Source organism: Pseudomonas sp. NFACC02, from assembly GCF_900110765.1.
Classification (GTDB): domain Bacteria; phylum Pseudomonadota; class Gammaproteobacteria; order Pseudomonadales; family Pseudomonadaceae; genus Aquipseudomonas.
In genome coordinates this window covers 103,821-125,848 of record NZ_FOEO01000002.1, presented here as the reverse complement: position 1 = coordinate 125,848, position 22,028 = coordinate 103,821, and the positions used below count along the sequence as shown (strand labels likewise).

The following is a 22,028-nucleotide window of genomic DNA, read 5'->3' as shown; positions in this document are numbered from 1 at the left end:
ACATGGCGAACGCAAAACCGAAAGTGGATGCCGTGATCGTCGGCATGGGCTGGACCGGCGCGATCCTGGCCAAGGAACTGACCGACGCCGGCCTGCAGGTGGTGGTGCTGGAGCGCGGCGCCGATCGTGATACACAACCCGATTTCGCTTACCCGAAAGTGGTCGATGAGCTCGAAGGCTCGGTGCACCGCCGTTACCTGCAAAGCCTGTCGCAAGAAACCGTCACCGCCCGGCATAACCTGACCTCGACCGCTGTGCCGTATCGCCAGATAGGTTCTTTCAAGCCCGGCACGGGCGTTGGTGGCGCGGGGAGTCACTGGTCCGGCTGCCATTTCCGCGCGTTGCCGGAAGACTTCAAATTGCGCAGCAACGTCGAGCAGCGTTACGGCGCCTCATTCATTCCGTCCGACATGAGCATTCAGGATTTCCCCATCACTTATGAGGACCTGGAGCCGCACTTCGATCACTTCGAATACGTCTGCGGTACGTCCGGCAAGGCCGGGGTCATCAAGGGCGTTAAGCAGGCGGGCGGCAACCCGTTTGAGGGCTCGCGCTCACGGGAATTCCCGTTGGGACCGAACCCGAACTACCTCGGCGCCGAGCTGTTTTACAAAGGCGCCCGCGAGATGGGCTGGGACCCGTACCCGATCCCGGCTTCCAACGCGTCCGCGCCGTACGTCAACCCCTACGGTTGCCAGATGGGGCCGTGCAATGCCTGTGGTTTCTGCAGTGACTACGGTTGCCTGAACTACTCCAAGGCCAGCCCCAACATCAGCATTCTGCCGGTGCTGCGTCAGCGCAAGAACTTCGAACTGCGCACCCACGCGCAAGTGCTCAAGGTCAATCTGGACAGCGATGGCAAGAAGGCCACGGGCGTGACTTATCTCGACGCTCAGGGCCGTGAAGTCGAGCAACAGGCCGACCTGGTGTTGCTGTGTGCGTTCTCGCTGTACAACGTGCACCTGATGCTGCTCTCCGGCATCGGCAAACCCTACGATCCGCAAACGGGTGAGGGCACGGTCGGGCGCAACTATTCGTACCAGAACCTCAACCGCGTGGTGCTGTTCTTCAACAAGGACGTGCAGGCGAATCAGTTCATCGGGATCGGCGGCGCCGGGACCACGATGGATAACCTCAACGGCAACCAGCTGGACAATGCCAAGGCCGGCTTCGTCGGTGGCGGCCTCATCTGGGCGCGACAGCCGGGCGCGGGTCCGGTGCGTGGCATCAACGTGCCGCCTGGCACGCCCAACTGGGGCACGGCCTGGAAACAGGCCGCCAGCGATGCCTTCCGCCACTCGTTCTATTTCGAAGTGCAGGGTGCGTGCATGTCGTACAAGCAGCATTACCTGAGCCTCGACCCGACCTACAAGGACGGCTTCGGTCGGCCATTGCTGCGCATGACGTTCGACTGGCACGACAACGAAGTAAAAGCTTCGCAGTTTCTGGTCGGCAAGGCGCTGGAGATGTCGAAAATCCTCAACCCGACGGCGATGGCCGGTGACGCCAAGAAGCCGGGCGAGCACTACAACATCACCAAGTACCAGAGCACCCACACCTGCGGCGGCGCGATCATGGGCAGCGATCCGAAGACCTCGGCGCTGAACCGTTACCTGCAATCGTGGGACGTGCACAACGTGTTCGCCATTGGTGCCAACGCGTTCCCGCAGAACAACGGCTACAACCCGACCGGCATGGTGGGCGCGCTGGCGTACTGGTCTGCCAAGGCCATTCGCGAGCAGTACCTGAAAAACCCCGGCCCGCTGGTTCAGGCATAAGGAGAGACGACCATGAAAAAGCTTCTCTTGAGCCTGATTTCACTGGCTGTGGTAGTCCTCGTTGCACTGCTGATCGTTGCCTTCTGGCCGACGACCACGCCGACGCTCGCCGCCGCCAAAGGCGCCGATCAAGCGGCGCTGATCGAAAAAGGTCGCTACCTGGCCGACGCAGGCGACTGCACCGCGTGCCATACCGCAAAGGGGGGCAAGCCGTTTGCGGGCGGGCTGCCGATTGCCTCGCCGATCGGCACGCTGTACAGCAGCAACATCACGCCGGACAAGGCGTCGGGCATCGGCAATTACTCACTGCAAGACTTTGACCGGGCCGTGCGCCATGGCATCGCGGCCAATGGCAGCAGCCTGTACCCGGCGATGCCGTATCCCGCGTATGCGCGGATCAGCGATGACGACCTGCGGGCGATGTACGCCTACTTCATGCAGGGCGTTGCGCCGGTCTACGCCGAGAACCGTGCCAATGACGTGCCCTGGCCGTTATCGATGCGCTGGCCATTGGCGATCTGGCGCAAGACCTTCGCGCCGGCGCCACAGGCGGTTGCCTTCGATGCCGGTCGTTACCAGGATCCGCAGATCGCGCGCGGTGCTTACCTGGTGCAAGGGCTGGGACACTGCGGCAGTTGCCATACGCCCCGTGCCCTGACCCTGCAGGAGAAGGCACTGGACGAGTCGGGCGCCGAGTACTTGTCGGGTGGTCCGGTGATCGACGGCTGGCTGGCGGTGAACCTGCGTGGGAATCCGGCTGATGGCCTGGGTCGCTGGACCGCCGACGACATCGTCGCGACGTTGCGCAGCGCACGTAACACCCAGCACGCGGTATTGGGTGGGGCAATGGGCGATGTGGTGGTGCACAGCACGCAGCATCTCAACGACGCCGACCTGCACGCCGTCGCCGCGTACTTGAAGAGCCTGCCGCCGACCAGGGAGCAGGTGTCGAGCTTCGAGGCTGATCCGGCAACGGCCAAGGCGCTGGCAGCGGGGCAGGAAGGCAGTCGCGGCGCCGAGCTGTACGTCGACAACTGCGCCGCCTGCCACCGCACCAACGGCTTGGGCGATGACCGCGTGTTCCCGAAAATCGCGGGCAACTCTTCGGTGCTGGCGCAGGACCCCGTGTCGATGATCCGTCTGGTGCTGGCGGGCAGCAAACTGCCGGCCACGCAGACCGCTCCTTCGGAACTGGGCATGCCTGGGTTCGCCTGGCGGCTTTCGGATGAAGAAGTGGCGCAACTGCTGACGTTCATCCGCAGCAGCTGGGGCAATCAGGCGCCGGCGGTCAGTGCCGAGCAGGTGACGAAGCTGCGGGCGACGCTGCCCAAAGCCTCACCGGCGGTGAGTCGTACGGACATTGCCAAGCCCTGATATCTGCGCCAGATACGGTATGGGTAATGCGGTCGTCCTTGCGGGAGCCAGCTTGCTGGCGAATGCGGTGTGTCAGCACCCTAAACGGTGACTGACCCACCGCTTTCGCTGCCCTCGTAACCTCGGACGTCTCCCACAGTATCCGCGTGGTTCCGAAGCCTTGAGAACGACGCGGACACTGTAGGAGCGCGCTTGCCCGCGAATGCGGTGGGTCAGCACCATCAACGGTGAATGACCCACCGCTTTCGTCCGAATTGCGGCCCATACCCTCGTAACCTCGGACGTCTCCCAGAGTATCCGCGTGGTTCCGAAGCCTTGAGAACGCCGCGGACACTGTAGGAGCCGGCTTGCTGGCGAATGCGGTGGGTCAGCACCCTCAACGGTGAATGACCCACCGCTTTCGCTGCCCTCGTAACCTCGGACGTCTCCCACAGTATCCGCGTGGTTCCGAAGCCATGAGGACCACACGGATACTGTAGGAGTGAGCTTGCTCGCGAATGCGGTGGGTCAGCACCATCAACGGTGACTGACCCACCGCCTTCGTCCGAATTGCGGCCCATACCCTCGTAACCTCGGACGTCTCCCACAGGGTCCTGGGTTGATGCGCGAACCTGTGCTCAGACCGCAGACCAGTGTTCAATTCAGGCTATCGCGCCGGATCAACCATCCGTCGACCGCGTCACCTCTTCCCACGCGGCGATCTCCGACTCCAGGAACGCCAGCTTGTCCCGCACCATTTTCAGTGCATCGCTGCCGAGCAGCAGATGTGCGGGCGGGTTCTCGCTGTCGATCAATTTCAACATCGCATTCGCCGCTTTCACCGGGTCACCGATTTGCTTGCCGCTGCGATCCTGGCGTGCCTTGCGAACCGGGTCGAAGGATTCGTCGTAGTCGGCGATCTGCCGGGGCGAGCGTCGCATCGAACGACCTGCCCAGTCGGTGCGAAAGCCGCCGGGCGCGACCGCAGTGACGTGTACGTTGAACGGCTTCAGTTCCTTGCCCAGTGCTTCCGAAATCCCCTCCAGGGCAAACTTGCTGCCGTTGTAGTAGGTAATGCCCGGCAGGGTGATGAAGCCGCCCATGGAGGTGATGTTGAGGATGTGACCCTTGCGGCGTTGACGGAACAGTGGGACGAACGCCTTGGTGACCGCCACGGCGCCGAACACGTTGACGTCGAACTGACGGCGCAGCTCGTCCATCGAGGACTCTTCCATAACGCCTTCGTGGCCGTAGCCGGCGTTGTTGACCAGCACGTCCACCGGGCCCAATGCCTTGTCGACGTCATTGATCACGTTGTCGATGGCGTCGAACTCAGTCACGTCCAGCAGCACGCCATGGGCGCGGCCCTCGGCCTGGGATTCAAACTCGACCAGGGCTTCCTGGGTGCGCAAGGTGCCGATGACCGTGTGCCCGGCCGCCAGCGCCTGGGCGGCGAGCGCCTTGCCAAAGCCACTGCTGACGCCGGTGATGAACAGGGTTTTTGTCGTACTCATGGTGTTTCCCTCACGAGGCAGATGCCGTTACTTGATCACCCATGGTAGGAACATTGGGGGACAAAGCGATGTATCAGTTCTCCGGGATGATTGCCTGATCCTGCCCGGGATCCTGCATGCACCGATGACCTGTAGGCGCGAGCAAGCTCACGCCTACAGGCAGGATGTTCGGGATGATTTATTTCGTGGTCTTCGTCACCAACCGCAATCCACTGGCTACGCTGCCCACTGCCGCAAACCCTGCGCCGATGCTCAGTGCCAGCGCCGGGCCGTGTTCACTGGAAATCCCGAAACTCAGCGCCACCAGCGCGGCGCCCGTTGCCTGACCGATCAGGCGGGCCGTGGCGATGGTGCCGCTGGCGCCACTGGAGCGTTCTTTCGGGGCACTGGTCATCAGCGCTTTCTGATTCGGTGCCTGGAAAAAGCCGAAGCCGATGCCGCACAGAATCATCCGCGCGCCGATCGACACCACGCTGGCATCGGCAGGCATGGTCGCCAGGGAGATCATCCCGCAGCAGAGCATCGCCAGTCCGATGCCGCCGAGCAGCCCTGGTGGGTAACGATCGGACAGGCGTCCGGCGAACGGCGCAATCATCGCCACCACCACCGACCAGGGCGTCATCAGGAAACCGGTCTGCACCGGGTCACGGCCCAGCGTGGTTTCGAAGAAGAACGGCAGTGACACAAACGCCAGGCCTTGCGTGGCGAACGAGCAAAAGGCGGTCAGGGCCGACAGGGCAAACATCGGGCGTTTGAGCAGGTCCAGCGGGAACATCGGTGCCGGGTGCCCGGCTTCGCGTTTGAGCATCGCCGCGCCGCTGACCAGAAAGATCGCCAGGGCGATCAGCACGGTGGTCATCGAGCCCAGTTGCGCAGCCTCGCTCAAGGCGAAGATCAGCGCACCGAAGGTGATGACATTGAGGGTCGCGGTCACGCGGTCAAAGGTCAGGCTGCCCGGTTTGGTTGCCGGCAATGAGTTCCAGGCAAAGATCAGGGCGAACACGCCGATGGGCAGGTTGATCGCGAACAGCCAGGGCCAACTGGCCACCGACAGGACCAACGACGCGATGGTGGGGCCGACGGAAAACGACGTACCGACCACCAGCGCGTTCATGCCCAGCCCGCGGCCAAGGCGTTCGCGCGGAAAGATCGAACTGATCAGACCGGCGTTCACGCTCATGATCGCGCTGGCGCCCAGGCCTTGTAGCACGCGGGCGATGGTCAGGGTGGGCAGCGACCACGCGAACGTACACAGCGCCGAAGACAGCACAAACAGCATCAAGCCGCCCAGATAGACCTTGCGCTGACCCAGCACACCGCCCAGCGCCGCGAACGGCAGCAAAGTCGCGACCGCCGCCAGTTGGTAGGCGTTGATGATCCACACCGACGCGGCGGGGGAGGCGTTGAGGTCGGCGGCAATGGCCGGCAAGGCGGTGTTGGCAATGGCCGTGTCGAGCGTGGCCAGGGCAATGGACAGCAGAATCGCCACCATGCCGCGAAATTCGCGTGGAGTGAGCTTGTCGCTGACGCGCGGGGAATCCTGAGGGGTGGGCTGGACCATTATCGACAACGCTCCGGGGACTGCAGACGGGGCTGCATGACAGACGAAAGCGTGATGGTGCCGGTTTGTTAGCGGGCTATGCAATGGGAAATGCTTGAGTTTGAGCGGCGGCGGGGAACGCTGTGGTTATCGCGACGGGAGGGCTCCGCTTGCTCGCGATTGGGCAGTGTCAGACGATCCATCCATTCACAGACACTCCCCAATCGCCCGGATGCGGCCCAGACCAAGCGCGCTCCTACAGGGATCGGCGTTGTTAACCCCCGGCGGTATCAATGTCCTGGTCGATGTCGCCGGTCTGGTTCTCTTGCTTGGTCTTGTCCGGGGATTCGTGCTCCTCAGGCTCGAAATCCGGTGTAAAGCTGTTCTCGCCCGACTGATTGCCGTTGTTTTCCTGGCTTTGCGCACCGTTGTTGCTCTGACTTTGGGCACCGCTCTGGCTTTGAGAGCCGCTCTGGTTTTGCTCAGGCACCGGGTTCGGTGCCGTTTTGTCCTGGCCCATGTGGTTGTCCGGGGTGTCCGGATCGATGGCGGGGTCGTTTCGCTCGTTGCTCTGCGGGTTCTGTTGCGTGTTCATAAACACCTCTTCTGTACGCCCGAATCACCGGGGGTTACAGATATCGAGGGCGGCGCGTCGCAGGCGTTCGATGAATCTTTCGACCGGCTGTCCACCCGCGTGAAAGCGAGCGCTCAACTGTGGCGATATCCACCGGTGACCGGAAGGCGGCTGCCGAGGCGATAGCGCGAAGAGGGGTGAACCAGCCGCACGTAGGTGACCACCCGGCCACTGTTCCACGTACGGCGCATCAGCACCAGACAGGGCTCGCTGGCATCGATCTGCAGGTATTTGCGTTCGTCTGCGGTCGGGTGACTGGCCTCGACGATGTGCTCCATCTCGTCCGGCTGGATGATCTGCAGCAGGTAGCGCGCTGACTGCAATGCGTCGCCGAAGGGTTGCTGCAAAAAATCCGGCGCGGTGTGCGGATTGACGTAGCGATCTTCCAGCTGAACCGCGACGTCTTCCTCGTAATGCACGCAGAGCAGATGAAACACCGAGGCGCCGGTGGGCAGTGAGAGCGCCGAGGCGATCGGCATCGACGCCGCCTCCCGCGTCAGCTGAAGCACCTGACAGCGGTAACGATGCCCTCGTGCCAGAATCTCATCGGCGATGTTGGTAATGTGCATCAGGTTCGATTGTGGTTTGCTCTCGGCGACAAAGGTGCCGACGCCGGACACCCGCAGCAGACGGCCTTCTTCGGTCAACTCTCGCAACGCCCGGTTGACCGTCATGCGCGACATGCCCAGTTCCAGTACCAGACGGTTTTCAGACGGAATCAGGTCGCCGGGCTTCCATTCCCCGGACACCAGCTTGCCGTGCACGAAGTCCTTCGCCTGCCGGTACAGGGCTTGTGGCGCCGGTTTGTCCATCATTGACCTCCTTCCTGATCGCGCCTACAGGTATGTCCTCCGGACCAACATCATTGCCTGCCGTCCTGCCAGAACGCATTGCGGTCGAGATAATTCTGCAAAAACTGCTGCAAACGCGGCTGTTCGGCGTTGTGGAATATCTGCTGCGGCGTGCCCCGTGCCACGACTTCGCCCTGATCGAGGAAGATCACTGAATCGGCCACCTGTGCGGCAAAGCCCATCTCGTGGGTGACCACGACCATGGTCATGCCTTCCCTCGCCAGGGTCTTCATGACTTGCAGCACTTCGCCCACCAGTTCCGGGTCGAGTGCGGAGGTGGGTTCGTCAAACAGCATGATGTGCGGCTCCATCGCCAGCGCCCGGGCAATCGCCACACGTTGTTGCTGACCGCCGGACAATTGTGCCGGGTAGGCGTCGGCCTTGTGCGCCAGCCCGACTTTCTCGAGCATCGCCAGGCCGCGTTGGTTCGCCTCCTGCGCCGACAGCTTGCGCACTCGGCGCAGGGCTTCGCAGACGTTGCCGAGGGCGGTCATGTGCGGCCACAGATTGAATTGCTGAAAAACCATGCCGACGTTGCGACGGACTTGATTGATCTGCGATTGCGGCGCGCGGCGGCGGCCTTTGTCGGTGTTCTGCCAGCCGAGCAACTGGCCTTCGATGCGGATCTCGCCTTCGTCGTATTCCTCGAGGAAGGCCATGCTGCGCAGCAGGGTGCTTTTCCCGGAACCCGACGGGCCGATCAGGCAGACCACTTCCGAACGCCGCACCTGCAGGTCAATGCCCTTGAGCACCCGCAGGGTGCCAAAGCTTTTGCCCACCTTGCTCAGCGACACAATGGTCGGCTGGTCAGCCGGGGCGGTAGCTGAAGTCTTCATGGGGTCACCTTGATTCTCGCGTGTGTTGGCGGACACGGCACCGCTGGGTATCAGGAAGCTGTTCATCGGGTGGGCTCCCTTAGCGTGGTTGCTTGTTCATGAAGCGGCCGACACGGGTTTCCAGAAGCATGCCCAGCCGCGAGCAGGCTTCCACCAGGATCAGGTAGCCGATGCATAGCATCAGCAGGGTTTCGACGAACGCGAAGGTCTCCGACCCTATGCCGGTCAGGACCATGGTCAGCTCCGGAATGGTGATGATCGACAGCACGGCGGTTTCCTTGCACAGCACGGTGATCATGTTCACCAGCGCTGGAAGGATGATCACCAGCATCTGCGGCACTTGAATCCGCCAGATGCATTGCAGGCGGGTGATGCCCAGGCAGTCTGCGGCTTCCAGCTGGCCGCGGGCCACCGACTCGAACCCGGAACGAAAGATTTCGGCGAAATACACGCTGCCGTAAACACCCAGCCCCAAGATGCCGGCGGGGATTGGATCGAGGCTTAGCCCAAACGAGGGCCCGCCGTAATACACCAAAAACAGCTGCACCAGAAACGGCGTGCTGCGAATCAGCTCGATGAACACCCGCAGCGGCGCCCGCACGAAGGCGTTGCCGAACACCTGAGCGACGGCTATCAGCATGCCCAGCGCGATGCCAAGCACGACGCCGCTGCTCCAGGTGCCGAGGGTGACCAGAAAACCCGAACCGATATCGCCCAGGTGATCGGTGATGATTTTAGGGTCGAAAATCATGCCGTCTGCTCCTTCAACCGACGTTCAAGCAGGCTGCCGCAGTACGCCAGCGGAATGTTGATCAGGCAATAGAAGCCCGCGAGCATCAGGTAGTCCTGCACGAACATGTAGTCGCTGGCGGCGAGGTTCTGCGCGGTGCGGGTCAAGTCGGCCAGGCCGACGACGGACACCAGCGACGAGGCCTTGATCAGCAGGATCATTTCGTTGACCAGCGCAGGCAGGGTCAGACGCACGGCCTGAGGCACACGGATGCGGATCAGCATCTGGCTCGCGCTCAGGCCCAGCAAGCCGGCCGCTTCCAGCTGACCGCCAGGAATCGCAAGAAAACCACCGCGCATGATTTCAGCGATGTAGGCGCCGGCCGCCAATGACAGGCCAATGACCGCCGCCACGGTGGGCGAGACATTGGGCAGGCCGATACGCGGCAGAAAGTAATAGATGAACAACAGTTGCACCAGCAGCGGAATGCCACGGAACACGAAAATGTACGCGCCGCCCAGCCGACGCAAGACGGGAATCGGCGACAGTCGCAGGCTGCCGACCATGATGCCGATGACAAACCCGATCACCAGCGCGGCGACCGAAACCTGCAACGTCACCCACAGGGCGCCGAGCAATAAAGGAGCGTTCTGCTGCAGCAAGGGCCAGTCGAACACGGTGTGACTCCAGCGTATAAATCAGATGCCTAACGCCGACCCCTGTAGGAGCGAGGCTTGTCCCGCGATCGGCTGCGAAGCAGTCGTAAATCCATACGCCCCTGCCGTGTCAGATACACCGCATGCGCAGCATTCACGACGACTTCGTCGCCGATCGCGGGACAAGCCACGCTCCTACAAAGGGGCGTAGCGTTGCTGAGAGTGTGGCCTTACCACGTCGGCTCAAAATCACCCTTCGGCACGTCCATTTCCGCGCCCAGCCATTTCTTCTGCAGTGCCGCCAGACGGCCGTCCGCGTGCATCTTGTCCACGGCTGCATCCAGCGCGGCGATCAGGCTGTCGGCGTCGGCATCCTTGCGGCCCAGATAAGCGAAGTAGGATTTCTTGCCGAACGGCGGCTGCACCACCTTGTAGAGATTGGGCTTCTGTGCGGCGACGTAGGAGATGTTCGGCAACGAGTTGGCCACGGCGACGATGCGCTTGGCGGCGAGGTCGGCGTACGCCTGGTTGTTGTCGACGTATTCGCGAATGGTGACCTTCTCCGGCAGGGTCGCGGCGAACGTCTTCAGCTCTTCCAGCTGCGCGGAGCCTTTGCCGGCACCCACGGTTTTACCTGCGATGTCTTCAGGTTTCTTTATGCTGTCGTCCTTGGCACCGACCATCAGCGCCACCGTGGCTTCGGCAATCGGCGAGACGAAGTGATAACGCTCTTTCCGGGCTTTGGTGACGATGATCGGGCCTGCGACCACGTCGAATTTTTTCGCCTCAAGGCCTGGCAGCACGCTTGGCCATGGCAGGTCGAGGAACTTGATCTTGACGCCCAACTCCTTGCCCAACGCTTCGAACAACTCGGCGTTCAGGCCTTTCTGTTTGCCCGCGTCGAGAAAGTCGAACGGGGCAAATTGCATCTCGGTGCCGACCACCAGTTCACCGGCTTTCTTCACGTCGGCCAACTGGTCGGCGTGAGCCGCCAGAGGCACTGCCCCCAAGGTAAACGCCGCCAGAGCGGCTGCGATGCTCAGGCTTTTGAACGTCTTGCCAAACACTTTCTTACCAACGCAGGAATCGAGTTGCATGGGGTAACTCCTTCAGATGCAGTGTCGTCGTTATGTGGGGCAAAGGTGCCAGCGCCTGCTGCAGTTAGCGTGCCATACCGGTATATACAACCCCGGGAGCGTTCAGCCGAGGATTTTCCCCGGATTGAGAATGCCCCTGGGGTCGAAACTGCGCTTGAGCTCGGCCATCGCCTGCAAGGCTTCGGCGCTGACCGAGTGATGAAGAAATTCGCGTTTGAGCAGGCCGATGCCGTGCTCGGCGGAGACTGCGCCGCCCAGCTCGCCCACCGCGCTGTACACCAGGTCCTCAATGTCGTAGACGGGCGCAGGTTGCGGCAGCGAATGGCAGTCCACGGTCAGGTGCAGATTGCTGTCACCGATGTGGCCGAAGTACACGCTGCGGTTGCCGGGCCAGCGCTCATTCAGGCGTTGACGGCACAGGTCGGCAAAGTCGCCGATCTGACCAATCGGCAGGCTGATGTCGAAATTCAAGGGCGCCAGACGCACCGGGAATTCGCCGGTGGCTTCACGGATCTTCCACAGGCTGCGGGCCTGGGTCTGGGAGGTGGCGAGGATCGCATCGACCACTTCACCCGCCTCGATGGCCGCTTCCAGCGTCTGTTCCAGCACGTCGCTGGCCGCCGAGGACTCCAGCAGCACGTAAAGTGGATGATGGTCGGGCATCGGCGCCACCGGGTTTTCCAGCCAGGACACGCCCATGCGGAAGAAGTCCTGCCACATCAGCTCATACGCCTGCGGCGTTCCGGCACTGCGCTGGAGGCGGCGCAACAGGGCGACGGCGCTGGCGTAATCGGGGAGGGCGCAGAGCAGAGTAGTGGACGGGCCCGGCTGAGGTGCCATCTTCAATACGGCGCGGGTGATCACTCCAAGGGTGCCTTCGCTGCCGATGAAGCACTGTTTTAGGTCATAGCCGCAGTTGTTCTTGATCATCTTGTTCATCAGGTTCAGCACGCGGCCGTCAGCGAGCACGACTTCCAGACCGAGCACCAGGTCGCGGGTCATGCCATAGCGAATCACCGCATTGCCGCCCGCGTTGGTCGCGATGTTTCCGCCGATCTGACAGGAGCCGCGCGCCCCCAGGTCCAGCGGAAACAGGTAACCGGCATCGGCAACGGTCTGCTGGATCTCTTGCAGGGTGGTGCCTGCCCTGACGGTGACCGTTGCCGCCGCCGTGTCGATGTCCTCGATGCCGCGCAGGCGATCCAGCGACAATGCGATGTCGGTGGCGCGAGGCACGGCTCCGCCCGCCAGGCCCGTCATGCCACCTTGCGGCACGACGGATTGTCCGGCGGCATTGCAGATGCGCAGGGCGATTGACACCTGTTCGGTGTCTTTGGGCAGGATCAAAGCGGCCGGGCAGGTCGGCGCATGGCGGGTCCAGTCGCTGTAGTGACGCTGGCCGATGGCATCGCCGGTCAGCACCTGCGCATCGCCCAAGGCGTCGCGCAACTGGTTGAGGGTCTGTTGCAGGTCGCTCATGTCATCCACTCACGGTAAAGGTCGCGTTAGGCTGGCGGCTGACGCTCAATTGATTCAGGTCAGGTTGACCGAGCAAGGTCAGTGCAAGCCGCAGTTCGTTGCCCAGCAGATCCAGCGCATGACCCGCGCCGGTCTGGCCGCCGGCCGCGACGCCATACAAGGTTGCTCGACCCAACAGCACCGCGTCGGCGCCCAGCGCGCAGGCTTTTAGAATATCGGTGCCACGCCGAATGCCGCTGTCGAAAAGGATGCTGAGCTTGCCTTTGGCGACGTCAGCGATGGCGGGCAGGCAATCGAGCGTGGCGGGGACGCCATCCAGTTGTCGACCGCCGTGATTGGTCACCACGATGCCGTCCAGCCCGAGACTCACGGCCTGTTCGGCGTCCCGCGGGTGCATCACGCCTTTGAGCACCAAACGGTGGGGCCAGCGATCCCGCAGGCGCGCGAGGAAATCCCAGCTCAACTGCTTTTCCATCTTTTCACCAATGAAGTGCGCGGCGCCGGCCGCATTGCGCTGGTCAGCCGGCAGGTAGCGGTTGAGGTTGGCCATGCTCGGCATGCCGTGCGGCCACAGCGCCTGCCTGATCCAGCGCGGGTGACGCAGGACGTCGAGCTTGTTGCGCAGGCTCAGTTGGCGCGGGCGAGCGAAATTGCGCTTGTCCCATTCGCGGTTGCCCAGCAGCACGGCGTCGGTGGTCAGCAGCAAGGTCTGGCAACCCACCGCTTCGGCGCGCTGCAACAAGTCCTCCTGCACCTCGGGGTCGCTCATGCTGTACAGCTGAAACCACAAGTTGACGTCGGGCACGGCGGCGACGATCTCTTCCATCGAGCTGGTCGAAACGGTGCTGAGTGAAAAGGGCAGACCTCGCTCGGTGGCCGCGCGGGCAAGATGAATGTCGGCGTCGCGGTGCAGCATGCCGTTATAGCCCGTGGGTGCAATGGCCATCGGCAGTGCCAGTTGTCGCCCGAAGAGCGTGCGACGTGTGTCCGGGGTCTGCCACGGAATCAGCGTCCGGGGCAACAGGCTGACCTCGGCGAACGCCTGGCGATTTCGCGCCAGCGTCAGTTCTTCTTCGGCGCCACCTTCCAGGTATTCCCAGGCAAAATGCGGCAGACGCCGACGGGCCATGTGGGCCAGTTCGGCAATACTGTGCGCACGGAGAGAATCGGTACCGGCGTGATAGCGACGCATGACAATCCTTGGGCAAGCTGTATAGACAGCTGACGCAAGATGCAGGCCATCTCGGGCGCATGGACGCCTGCCGCGGCCTTACGCCAAGGTGGCGTAAGGAAGGGCTGAGCATTGTCACCAAAAGTTGCACCGATTGAGGCCGGCCTGCCCGGTACTGGGGCGTGTGGAAACTGTCTTGATTCGCACACTGAACCTCCGGCAGCTCCCACAGGACCAGCAGTGCGCTGCTGCACAGTGTTGGGCACACTAAATGCTTCACCTGTCTATACAGCTTGTCCGATCCCCAACTGACAGGAGCTTGCATGACCGCTCACACTCATCTCCCACTGATCGACATGGCCGGCGTACGCGAAGGCGATCCCGCAGCGGTCCTGCGCGCCGGTGAGGCAATTCGCAAGGCCTGCGGCGAAACCGGGTTTTTCTACATCATTAACCACGGCGTACCGCAAAGCGTGATCGACACGGCCATGGCGGCGGCGAAAACCTTCTTTGCCTATCCGGCAGACGTGAAGCGTCAGGTGGCGGTGAACAAACGTCATCGTGGCTGGCATGCGCTGGGCGGCGCGTTGATGTATGAAGCGACCAAGCCGGACTTCAAGGAGTTCTTCAGCATGGGCCTGGAGCTGCCGGAAGACGACCCTTGTGTGCTGGCGGGCGAGGCTTTGCGTGGGCCAAATCAATGGCCGGATTTCATGCCGGAGTTGCGCGTGGCGCTGGATGCCTATTACGAAGAAATCGGCCTGGCCGGCGCCGACCTGCTCAAAGCGGTCGCGGTAGGGCTGGGCATCGAGCCCGGATTCTTCGCGCCGAAATACGGCAAGCGGTTGCAGCGTACGCAGATGGTGTATTACCCGCCCCATCCGCCGATGGCCGAAACCGATCAGTTCGGCGTTGCACCACACACTGACTACGGTTGCATCACGTTGCTGTATCAGGACAACAGCGGTGGTCTGCAGGTCCGTGAACTGGCCAGCAACAGCTGGATCGACGCGACGCCCGTCGAGCGCAGCCTGGTGGTCAATGTCGGCGACCTGCTCGCGCGCTGGTCCAACGATCGCTTCCGTTCAACGTTGCATCGGGTGATCAATAAGTCGGGGCATGAGCGGTATTCGATTGCCACGTTCTACGACCCGACCTATGGCGCGGTGGTCGATCCGTGTGATCTGGGCATCGATGCGAAAGAAAGCCTATATCCGCCCGTGGCGGCAGGGGACTACATCCTCAAGCGGATTGATGATTCGATGGCGTATCGCAAGAAGGCGCAATGAGCTCTGACAACGCGGACATGTTTCTGGCCGGCGGCTGTAGGAGCGTGGCTTGTCCCGCGATCTGTCGCGCAGCGGCAGCAAATACGGTGAACGCGGTCTGTCTGTTACACCTCTTTGGCTGACTTTACGACTGCTGCGCAGCCGATCGCGGGACAAGCCACGCTCCTACAGCCGCCGGCCAGAATCGGATTGTAGTGCGCGTAGAAAAAGGGGAAGCAGACACCCATCTGCTTCCCCTCATGCAGCTCGCGGCTTCCAGCTCGCTGCTGTTTAGATCACCGCCAGAATCGCCTGGGTCACCGCCTCGATATTGCCCTTGTTCAAGGCCGCCACACAGATCCGGCCGGTGTCCAGCGCGTAGATCCCGAACTCGTTGCGCAGGCGGTGCACTTGTTCGGTGGTCAGGCCCGAGTACGAGAACATCCCACGCTGACGCGCCACGAAGCTGAAGTCCTGACCCGCCGCGTTGTTCGCGAGACGGTTCGTCATCTCTTCGCGCATGCCGCGAATGCGCAAACGCATTTCAGCCAGTTCGTCTTCCCACTTGCGACGCAGCTCAGGGCTGTTCAACACGGCGGCGACGATCGTTGCACCATGGGTCGGTGGGTTCGAATAGTTGGTGCGGATCACACGCTTGACCTGCGACAGGACCCGCGCGGTTTCTTCTTTAGAGTCGGTGACGATCGACAGCGCGCCCACACGCTCGCCATACAGCGAGAACGACTTGGAGAAGGAGCTGGAGGCGAAGAAGGTCAGGCCTGAGTCAGCGAACAGACGCACGGCGGCGGCGTCTTCGTCGATGCCATCGCCAAAGCCTTGATAAGCCATGTCGAGGAACGGCACATGGCCTTTGGTCTTCAGGACTTCAAGGACTTTATTCCAGTCTTCCAGGGTCAGGTCAACGCCGGTCGGGTTGTGGCAGCAGGCGTGCAGGACGACGATCGAGCCGGACGGCAGATTCTGCAGGTCTTCCAGCATGCCCGCACGGTTCACGTCGTGGGTGGCGGCATCGTAGTAACGGTAGTTCTGCACCGGGAAACCGGCGGTTTCGAACAGGGCGCGGTGGTTTTCCCAGCTAGGGTCGCTGATGGCCACAACGGCGTCTGGCGACAACTGCTTGAGGAAGTCGGCGCCGATTTTCAGGGCGCCGGTGCCACCAACGGCCTGCACCGTCATCACGCGACCGGAGGCCAGCAATGGCGACTCGGCACCGAACAGCAGGGTTTGCACGGCTTTGTCGTAAGCGGCGATGCCATCGATCGGCAAGTAGCCACGCGGGACATGTTGAGCGACGCGAATGGCCTCTGCTTCGGCAACGGCACGCAGCAGCGGAATCTTCCCTTCTTCGTTGCTGTAAACGCCGACACCCAGGTTGACCTTGGTGGTGCGGGTATCGGCGTTGAATGCTTCGTTGAGGCCCAGGATAGGATCGCGTGGTGCCATTTCGACAGCGGAAAACAGGCTCATTTTTGCGGCGGCTCTGAATGGGGAGTGAATGGGTCGCATCGCTCCGGCCGAATGCACTAGAGCGGTGCGCAAACGGGGAGTCAGTATAGAGAGCATCGCGAGCGGGGGCGACAGGTCGGGTCTGGTTTTTTCCGGGTTTTTCCGATTATTTTCGACCGTTAGTCCTGTGACGCTGACTAATGTCCTGAGGATGGCTTGAAAGCTGGCGTTATGGGCACCATTTGTAGTCCCATCATTCTTTTCTTCGTACGTCTTTTCCTCAGATGGGATCAGTCGTCCGCGCTCATTACGCTCTGACCTGGAAGTCCCCTTCAGGCGAGAGCGAACACAGAGGTAGGTTATGTCCGAGTTTCAGCTCGTTACCCGTTTTGAGCCGGCCGGTGATCAGCCGACGGCGATCCGCCAACTGGTCGAAGGCATCGACGCGGGGCTGTCGCACCAGACCTTGCTCGGTGTGACTGGTTCGGGCAAGACCTTCAGCATTGCCAACGTCATCCAGCAGGTGCAACGCCCGACCCTGGTGCTGGCGCCGAACAAGACGCTGGCCGCTCAGTTGTACGGCGAATTCAAGGCATTCTTCCCTAACAACGCCGTTGAGTACTTCGTTTCCTACTACGACTACTACCAGCCGGAAGCTTACGTGCCGTCGTCCGATACCTTCATCGAGAAGGACGCGTCGATCAACGATCACATCGAGCAGATGCGGTTGTCAGCCACCAAAGCGTTGCTGGAGCGCAAGGACGCCATCATCGTCACGACGGTGTCCTGCATCTACGGTCTGGGCAGTCCGGAAACCTACCTGCGCATGGTGCTGCACGTCGACCGGGGCGACAAGCTCGACCAGCGTGCCTTGCTGCGCCGTCTGGCCGACCTGCAATACACCCGCAACGACATGGACTTTGCCCGGGCGACGTTCCGCGTGCGCGGTGACGTCATCGACATTTTCCCGGCGGAATCGGACCTGGAAGCCATTCGCATCGAACTGTTCGACGACGAAGTCGAGAGCCTGTCGGCCTTCGACCCGTTGACCGGCGAAGTCATCCGCAAGCTGCCGCGTTTCACCTTCTATCCGAAGAGCCACTACGTGACCCCGCGCGAGACGCTGCTCGATGCGGTGGAAGGCATCAAGGCCGAGTTGCAGGAGCGTCTGGACTACCTGCGCGGCGCCAACAAACTGGTGGAAGCGCAACGTCTGGAGCAACGCACCCGGTTCGACTTGGAGATGATCCTGGAGCTGGGCTACTGCAACGGCATCGAAAACTACTCGCGCTACCTGTCGGGTCGTCCGGCCGGTGCGCCGCCGCCCACCCTCTACGACTACCTGCCGCCTGACGCGCTGCTGGTGATCGACGAATCCCACGTCAGTGTGCCGCAGGTCGGCGCCATGTATAAGGGCGACCGCTCACGCAAGGAAACGCTGGTGGAATACGGTTTCCGTCTGCCGTCGGCGCTGGATAACCGGCCCATGCGTTTCGATGAATGGGAAAGCGTCAGCCCGCAGACGATCTTTGTGTCCGCGACACCTGGCCCGTACGAAGGCGAGCATGCCGGGCGGGTGGTCGAACAGGTGGTGCGTCCAACCGGTCTGGTCGACCCGCAGATCGAGATCCGGCCGGCCCTGACGCAGGTGGATGATCTGCTGTCGGAAATCCACAAACGCGTGGCGCTGGAAGAGCGGGTGCTGGTCACAACGCTGACCAAGCGCATGTCCGAGGACCTGACCGATTACCTGGCCGACCACGGCGTACGGGTGCGTTACCTGCACTCGGACATCGACACCGTCGAGCGCGTCGAGATTATCCGCGACCTGCGCCTGGGCACGTTTGATGTGCTGGTGGGGATCAACCTGCTGCGCGAAGGCCTGGACATGCCCGAGGTGTCGCTGGTCGCGATTCTCGACGCCGACAAGGAAGGCTTCCTGCGTTCCGAGCGGTCGCTGATCCAGACCATTGGCCGCGCGGCCCGCAACCTCAACGGGCGGGCCATTCTGTATGCCGACAACATCACCGGTTCGATGGAGCGGGCGATCGGCGAAACCGAGCGTCGTCGCGACAAGCAGATTGCGTTCAACCTGGCGAACGGCATCACGCCAAAAGGCGTGTTCAAGGACGTTACCGACATCATGGAAGGCGCCACCGTGCCCGGCTCGCGCAGCAAGAAGCGCAAGGGCATGGCCAAAGCCGCCGAAGAAAACGCCAAGTACGAAGCCGAACTGCGATCGCCGAACGAGATCACCAAGCGCATTCGTCAACTGGAAGAGAAGATGTACCAGTTGGCCCGCGACCTGGAGTTCGAAGCCGCGGCACAGATGCGCGACGAAATCACCAAGCTTCGCGAGCGGCTGCTGGCGGTTTGACCGACTTTCACGATGCCTTGAAGGAGCTGCGGCGTGTCAGGAGAAACTTCAACGCGCAGCCCCACCCTTGACCCCTGCGGCAGCTTTCTGGTCAGTATTACCGCCACCATGGCGATCCCGGCGCACGCTTGCGGTATTCATTTCTGAGGGGCAGGGTTGACCTGACCAGGCGGCATGGTTATCGCGGCGAATCTGGCGATTGATCCCGGTCGGCGCTGGAGCCGCGAGGGCCCGGCCTGTTAAGATTCGCGGCTTGTTCGACCTATTCGGAATTTTCCATGACCACCGTTCGTACCCGTATCGCGCCATCGCCCACCGGCGACCCCCACGTTGGCACGGCTTACATCGCGCTCTTCAACTATTGCTTTGCCAAGCAACATGGCGGCGAATTCATCCTGCGTATTGAAGACACCGATCAGCTGCGCTCGACCCGCGAGTCCGAACAGCAGATTTTCGACGCGCTGCGCTGGCTCGGCATCGAATGGAGCGAAGGTCCGGATGTGGGCGGTCCACACGGCCCCTACCGCCAGAGCGAGCGGGGCGACATCTACAAGCAGTACACCCAGCAACTGGTCGACGCCGGTCACGCCTTCCCGTGCTTCTGCACCGCCGAAGAGCTGGACCAGATGCGCGCCGAGCAGATGGCCCGTGGCGAAACCCCGCGTTACGACGGTCGCGCGCTGTTGCTCTCGAAGGAAGAGGTCGAGCGCCGTCTGGCGGCAGGCGAACCGCACGTGATCCGCATGAAGGTGCCGAGCGAAGGCGTATGCATCGTGCCGGACATCCTGCGCGGTGACGTCGAAATCCCGTGGGATCGCATGGACATGCAGGTCCTGATGAAGACCGATGGCCTTCCGACCTACTTCCTGGCGAACGTCGTCGATGACCACCTGATGGGCATCACCCACGTATTGCGCGGCGAAGAGTGGCTGCCGTCGGCACCCAAACTGATACTGCTGTACGAATACTTCGGCTGGGAAAAACCGGCGCTGTGCTACATGCCACTGCTGCGTAACCCGGACAAGAGCAAACTGTCCAAACGCAAGAACCCGACCTCCGTCACGTTCTACGAGCGCATGGGCTTCATGCCCGAAGCGATGCTCAACTACCTGGGCCGGATGGGCTGGTCGATGCCGGACGAGCGGGAGAAGTTCTCGCTGCAGGAAATGGTCGAGAATTTCGACCTGAACCGTGTCTCGCTGGGCGGCCCGATCTTCGACATCGAGAAGCTGTCCTGGCTCAACGGCCAGTGGCTGCGCGAGCTGCCGGTGGAGGAATTCGCTGCCCGGGTTCAGAAGTGGGCGTTCAACAGTGACTACATGATGAAGATCGCACCCCATGTTCAAGGGCGTGTGGAAACCTTCAGTCAGGTCGCACCGCTGGGCGGTTTTTTCTTCGCCGGGGGCGTCAACCCGGATCCGAAACTGTTCGAGCACAAGAAGCTGTCGCCGGAGCAGGTGCGTCAGGTGATACAGCTGATTCTGTGGAAGCTGGAGTCGCTGCGTCAGTGGGAGAAAGACACCATTACCGGTTGCATTCAGGCCGTGGTCGAGCATCTCCAGCTGAAACTGCGCGATGCCATGCCGTTGATGTTCGCCGCGATCACCGGTCAGGCCAACTCGGTGTCGGTGACCGACGCCATGGAAATCCTCGGTCCGGACCTGACTCGCTTCCGTCTGCGTCAGGCGCTTGACCTGCTGGGCGGCGTTTCCAAGAAAGAAAACAAGGAGTGGGAAAAGCTGCTCGGCGCCATCGGCTGAGTGAGGATCGGCCGCCGCGCATCGCCGAACCTGGACGCACGGCGGCCGATCCACTTTCCGACTCTTCAGGGGAGGGCGGTAAGTGATTGTTATCCCGGAAAATTCTTTTGGAATTTGTTGAAAAAAAGTTTGACAGGTATGTGGGTCGCACTTAATATGCGCCCCGTCCACACGGCAACACAGAAACACTGCGGTAACGCAGGGTCATCTGAGCGTGTAATGTGGGGCTATAGCTCAGCTGGGAGAGCGCCTGCATGGCATGCAGGAGGTCAGCGGTTCGATCCCGCTTAGCTCCACCAATTTAGAAGCGTCAAGGTTGGCTACACTGCCTTGAGGTTTGTACCGCAAAATCGGAACCAGCACCGATTCAGGTACACAAGGGTTACGTCCCCTTCGTCTAGTGGCCTAGGACACCGCCCTTTCACGGCGGTAACAGGGGTTCGAGTCCCCTAGGGGACGCCAGTTTTACCGAGTGATGCCGTCAGGCTGATCTCCGTCGAGAGACGTAAATCCGGGGCTATAGCTCAGCTGGGAGAGCGCCTGCATGGCATGCAGGAGGTCAGCGGTTCGATCCCGCTTAGCTCCACCAAATTTGCCAGGGTTCGTCGATGATGTTTGTGACGAACCTGACTGAAGGTTTTGCGTCCCCTTCGTCTAGTGGCCTAGGACACCGCCCTTTCACGGCGGTAACAGGGGTTCGAGTCCCCTAGGGGACGCCACGATTTCTCGCTCTGCGAGACCAAGGGTCATTCGATTATTGAATGGCCCTTTTGTTTTTCTGGGGTTTTATTTCTTCGCCCGTCCGTTTTGCCCGCCACAGCTCAGTGGTTTCACCTCGCGACTTGCCATCCCGCATGATGCAGATAATATTACTGTCATCATCCCGGAGGCGGACATGAACGACAAAAAAGCACAAACCCGCGAACGCATTCTCAATGCGGCGAGCGTGGCATTGATCGCACGTGGACCGGTCGAGCCCAGCGTCAACGAGATCATGGGTGCGGCGGGGCTGACCGTGGGTGGTTTCTACGCGCACTTCGACAGCAAGGAAGCCTTGATGCTGGAGGCGTTCAACCAGTTGCTGAGCGAGCGACGGGACATGGTCGCGAAAATAGACGACCGGCTTCCCGGCGAAGAGCGGCGCGCCTTGCTCGCGGCGTTCTACCTGTCCCGCAAGCACCGTGATGCCGAAGAACATGCCTGTCCGCTGCCCACGGCGATAGGGGAGATGGCGCGTCTGTCGGATGATTTTCGCGGCGCATTGTCCGAACACATCGAATTGATGGTCGCGCAGCTGGCCTCCAGCCCTGAAGAAACCGACAAGACCCTGGCCGACATCGCCCTGATGCTCGGCGGTCTGGCGCTGGCGCGTGCGCTTGGCCCAAGCGAACTGTCAGACCGCGTGCTGCGTGCCGCCAAGTCGGCCATGCAGTGAGGCGTTCGTGACAGAGGCGGACCCTGCTGGCGCGCTTTTGGTTAAACTGCCCCGCGAATGAACTCATGAGGGGCGGGAACGG

At 61.8% G+C, this 22,028-nt stretch carries 17 protein-coding genes and 4 tRNA genes; 10 read left to right on the top strand and 11 right to left on the bottom strand.

Going from position 1 to position 22,028, the window contains the following annotated elements; translation table 11 throughout:
- Positions 1 to 2: 2 nt before the first annotated feature.
- Both BMY73_RS02715 and BMY73_RS02710 read left to right on the top strand, forming a co-directional pair.
- Entirely contained in the window at positions 3 to 1,778 is a 1,776-nt protein-coding gene (locus BMY73_RS02715; protein WP_092404859.1) for a GMC family oxidoreductase, read from the top strand.
- Between the two features lie 12 nt (positions 1,779 to 1,790).
- A complete protein-coding gene (locus tag BMY73_RS02710; RefSeq protein ID WP_092404857.1) occupies positions 1,791 to 3,152 on the top strand; it encodes a cytochrome c in 1,362 nt (453 codons plus the stop codon).
- Between the two features lie 659 nt (positions 3,153 to 3,811).
- Here the strand turns inward: BMY73_RS02710 and BMY73_RS02705 are convergent.
- The 10 genes from BMY73_RS02705 to BMY73_RS02660 form a co-directional block, all read right to left on the bottom strand.
- Positions 3,812 to 4,645 carry an oxidoreductase gene (locus BMY73_RS02705; RefSeq protein WP_062380999.1) on the bottom strand — a complete coding sequence of 278 codons (834 nt, stop codon included), beginning with the start codon at positions 4,643 to 4,645 and terminating at the stop codon, positions 3,812 to 3,814.
- Positions 4,646 to 4,823: 178 nt separating this feature from the next.
- Positions 4,824 to 6,137, bottom strand: coding sequence for an MFS transporter (locus BMY73_RS02700; protein WP_092405125.1), 1,314 nt, complete (start codon positions 6,135 to 6,137; stop codon positions 4,824 to 4,826).
- 322 nt (positions 6,138 to 6,459) lie between these two features.
- On the bottom strand, positions 6,460 to 6,780 hold the full coding sequence (locus BMY73_RS02695) for a hypothetical protein (RefSeq protein WP_062381000.1): 321 nt from the start codon (positions 6,778 to 6,780) through the stop codon (positions 6,460 to 6,462).
- A gap of 113 nt (positions 6,781 to 6,893) precedes the next feature.
- The gene (hutC, locus tag BMY73_RS02690; RefSeq protein ID WP_062381002.1) at positions 6,894 to 7,634 is read right to left on the bottom strand and encodes a histidine utilization repressor; all 741 of its coding nucleotides are present in this window, start codon (positions 7,632 to 7,634) and stop codon (positions 6,894 to 6,896) included.
- A gap of 47 nt (positions 7,635 to 7,681) precedes the next feature.
- A complete protein-coding gene (locus BMY73_RS02685; RefSeq protein ID WP_062381217.1) occupies positions 7,682 to 8,506 on the bottom strand; it encodes an amino acid ABC transporter ATP-binding protein in 825 nt (274 codons plus the stop codon).
- Positions 8,507 to 8,585: 79 nt separating this feature from the next.
- Positions 8,586 to 9,257, bottom strand: a complete 672-nt coding sequence (locus BMY73_RS02680) for an amino acid ABC transporter permease (protein WP_092404855.1) — start codon at positions 9,255 to 9,257, stop codon at positions 8,586 to 8,588.
- Complete coding sequence (locus BMY73_RS02675; RefSeq protein ID WP_062381005.1) at positions 9,254 to 9,913, bottom strand: amino acid ABC transporter permease; 660 nt, start codon at positions 9,911 to 9,913, stop codon at positions 9,254 to 9,256. The genes BMY73_RS02680 and BMY73_RS02675 overlap by 4 nt, the downstream gene beginning before the upstream one ends.
- Before the next feature lie 209 nt (positions 9,914 to 10,122).
- Positions 10,123 to 10,989 carry a transporter substrate-binding domain-containing protein gene (locus tag BMY73_RS02670; RefSeq protein WP_092404853.1) on the bottom strand — a complete coding sequence of 289 codons (867 nt, stop codon included), beginning with the start codon at positions 10,987 to 10,989 and terminating at the stop codon, positions 10,123 to 10,125.
- Positions 10,990 to 11,091: 102 nt separating this feature from the next.
- Positions 11,092 to 12,468, bottom strand: a complete 1,377-nt coding sequence (locus tag BMY73_RS02665) for an FAD-binding oxidoreductase (protein ID WP_092404851.1) — start codon at positions 12,466 to 12,468, stop codon at positions 11,092 to 11,094.
- Between the two features lies 1 nt (position 12,469).
- On the bottom strand, positions 12,470 to 13,660 hold the full coding sequence (locus BMY73_RS02660; RefSeq protein WP_092404849.1) for an alpha-hydroxy acid oxidase: 1,191 nt from the start codon (positions 13,658 to 13,660) through the stop codon (positions 12,470 to 12,472).
- A gap of 302 nt (positions 13,661 to 13,962) precedes the next feature.
- On the opposite strand from BMY73_RS02660, the gene BMY73_RS02655 reads away from it, so the two are divergent.
- Positions 13,963 to 14,928: an isopenicillin N synthase family dioxygenase gene (locus BMY73_RS02655; RefSeq protein ID WP_092404847.1), complete on the top strand. Its 966-nt coding sequence runs from the start codon at positions 13,963 to 13,965 to the stop codon at positions 14,926 to 14,928.
- Positions 14,929 to 15,198: 270 nt separating this feature from the next.
- On the opposite strand, the gene BMY73_RS02650 is transcribed toward BMY73_RS02655, so the two are convergent.
- Positions 15,199 to 16,395: an amino acid aminotransferase gene (locus tag BMY73_RS02650; protein ID WP_092404845.1), complete on the bottom strand. Its 1,197-nt coding sequence runs from the start codon at positions 16,393 to 16,395 to the stop codon at positions 15,199 to 15,201.
- A 340-nt stretch (positions 16,396 to 16,735) separates the two neighbouring features.
- On the opposite strand from BMY73_RS02650, the gene uvrB reads away from it, so the two are divergent.
- From uvrB to BMY73_RS02615, 7 genes are all read left to right on the top strand, one after another.
- Positions 16,736 to 18,751, top strand: a complete 2,016-nt coding sequence (uvrB, locus tag BMY73_RS02645) for an excinuclease ABC subunit UvrB (protein ID WP_062381013.1) — start codon at positions 16,736 to 16,738, stop codon at positions 18,749 to 18,751.
- A gap of 278 nt (positions 18,752 to 19,029) precedes the next feature.
- On the top strand, positions 19,030 to 20,511 hold the full coding sequence (gltX, locus tag BMY73_RS02640) for a glutamate--tRNA ligase (protein WP_092404843.1): 1,482 nt from the start codon (positions 19,030 to 19,032) through the stop codon (positions 20,509 to 20,511).
- 223 nt (positions 20,512 to 20,734) lie between these two features.
- A tRNA-Ala gene (locus BMY73_RS02635) sits at positions 20,735 to 20,810 on the top strand.
- Positions 20,811 to 20,897: 87 nt separating this feature from the next.
- Positions 20,898 to 20,973, top strand: a tRNA-Glu gene (locus BMY73_RS02630).
- Positions 20,974 to 21,024: 51 nt separating this feature from the next.
- Positions 21,025 to 21,100: transfer RNA gene (locus tag BMY73_RS02625), tRNA-Ala, on the top strand.
- Between the two features lie 54 nt (positions 21,101 to 21,154).
- A tRNA-Glu gene (locus BMY73_RS02620) sits at positions 21,155 to 21,230 on the top strand.
- Positions 21,231 to 21,406: 176 nt separating this feature from the next.
- The gene (locus BMY73_RS02615; RefSeq protein ID WP_092404841.1) at positions 21,407 to 21,946 is read left to right on the top strand and encodes a TetR/AcrR family transcriptional regulator; all 540 of its coding nucleotides are present in this window, start codon (positions 21,407 to 21,409) and stop codon (positions 21,944 to 21,946) included.
- Positions 21,947 to 22,028 lie beyond the last annotated feature (82 nt).

Excerpts from the sequence above, each read along its gene's own strand:
- BMY73_RS02715 (WP_092404859.1), top strand. The coding sequence starts at position 3 with ATGGCGAACGCAAAACCGAAAGTGGATGCCGTGATCGTCGGCATGGGC.
- BMY73_RS02710 (WP_092404857.1), top strand. The coding sequence starts at position 1,791 with ATGAAAAAGCTTCTCTTGAGCCTGATTTCACTGGCTGTGGTAGTCCTC.
- BMY73_RS02705 (WP_062380999.1), bottom strand. The coding sequence starts at position 4,645 with ATGAGTACGACAAAAACCCTGTTCATCACCGGCGTCAGCAGTGGCTTT.
- BMY73_RS02700 (WP_092405125.1), bottom strand. The coding sequence starts at position 6,137 with ATGGTGGCGATTCTGCTGTCCATTGCCCTGGCCACGCTCGACACGGCC.
- BMY73_RS02695 (WP_062381000.1), bottom strand. The coding sequence starts at position 6,780 with ATGAACACGCAACAGAACCCGCAGAGCAACGAGCGAAACGACCCCGCC.
- hutC (WP_062381002.1), bottom strand. The coding sequence starts at position 7,634 with ATGATGGACAAACCGGCGCCACAAGCCCTGTACCGGCAGGCGAAGGAC.
- BMY73_RS02685 (WP_062381217.1), bottom strand. The coding sequence starts at position 8,506 with ATGAAGACTTCAGCTACCGCCCCGGCTGACCAGCCGACCATTGTGTCG.
- BMY73_RS02680 (WP_092404855.1), bottom strand. The coding sequence starts at position 9,257 with ATGATTTTCGACCCTAAAATCATCACCGATCACCTGGGCGATATCGGT.
- BMY73_RS02670 (WP_092404853.1), bottom strand. The coding sequence starts at position 10,989 with ATGCAACTCGATTCCTGCGTTGGTAAGAAAGTGTTTGGCAAGACGTTC.
- BMY73_RS02665 (WP_092404851.1), bottom strand. The coding sequence starts at position 12,468 with ATGAGCGACCTGCAACAGACCCTCAACCAGTTGCGCGACGCCTTGGGC.
- BMY73_RS02660 (WP_092404849.1), bottom strand. The coding sequence starts at position 13,660 with ATGCGTCGCTATCACGCCGGTACCGATTCTCTCCGTGCGCACAGTATT.
- BMY73_RS02655 (WP_092404847.1), top strand. The coding sequence starts at position 13,963 with ATGACCGCTCACACTCATCTCCCACTGATCGACATGGCCGGCGTACGC.
- BMY73_RS02650 (WP_092404845.1), bottom strand. The coding sequence starts at position 16,395 with ATGAGCCTGTTTTCCGCTGTCGAAATGGCACCACGCGATCCTATCCTG.
- uvrB (WP_062381013.1), top strand. The coding sequence starts at position 16,736 with ATGTCCGAGTTTCAGCTCGTTACCCGTTTTGAGCCGGCCGGTGATCAG.
- gltX (WP_092404843.1), top strand. The coding sequence starts at position 19,030 with ATGACCACCGTTCGTACCCGTATCGCGCCATCGCCCACCGGCGACCCC.
- BMY73_RS02615 (WP_092404841.1), top strand. The coding sequence starts at position 21,407 with ATGAACGACAAAAAAGCACAAACCCGCGAACGCATTCTCAATGCGGCG.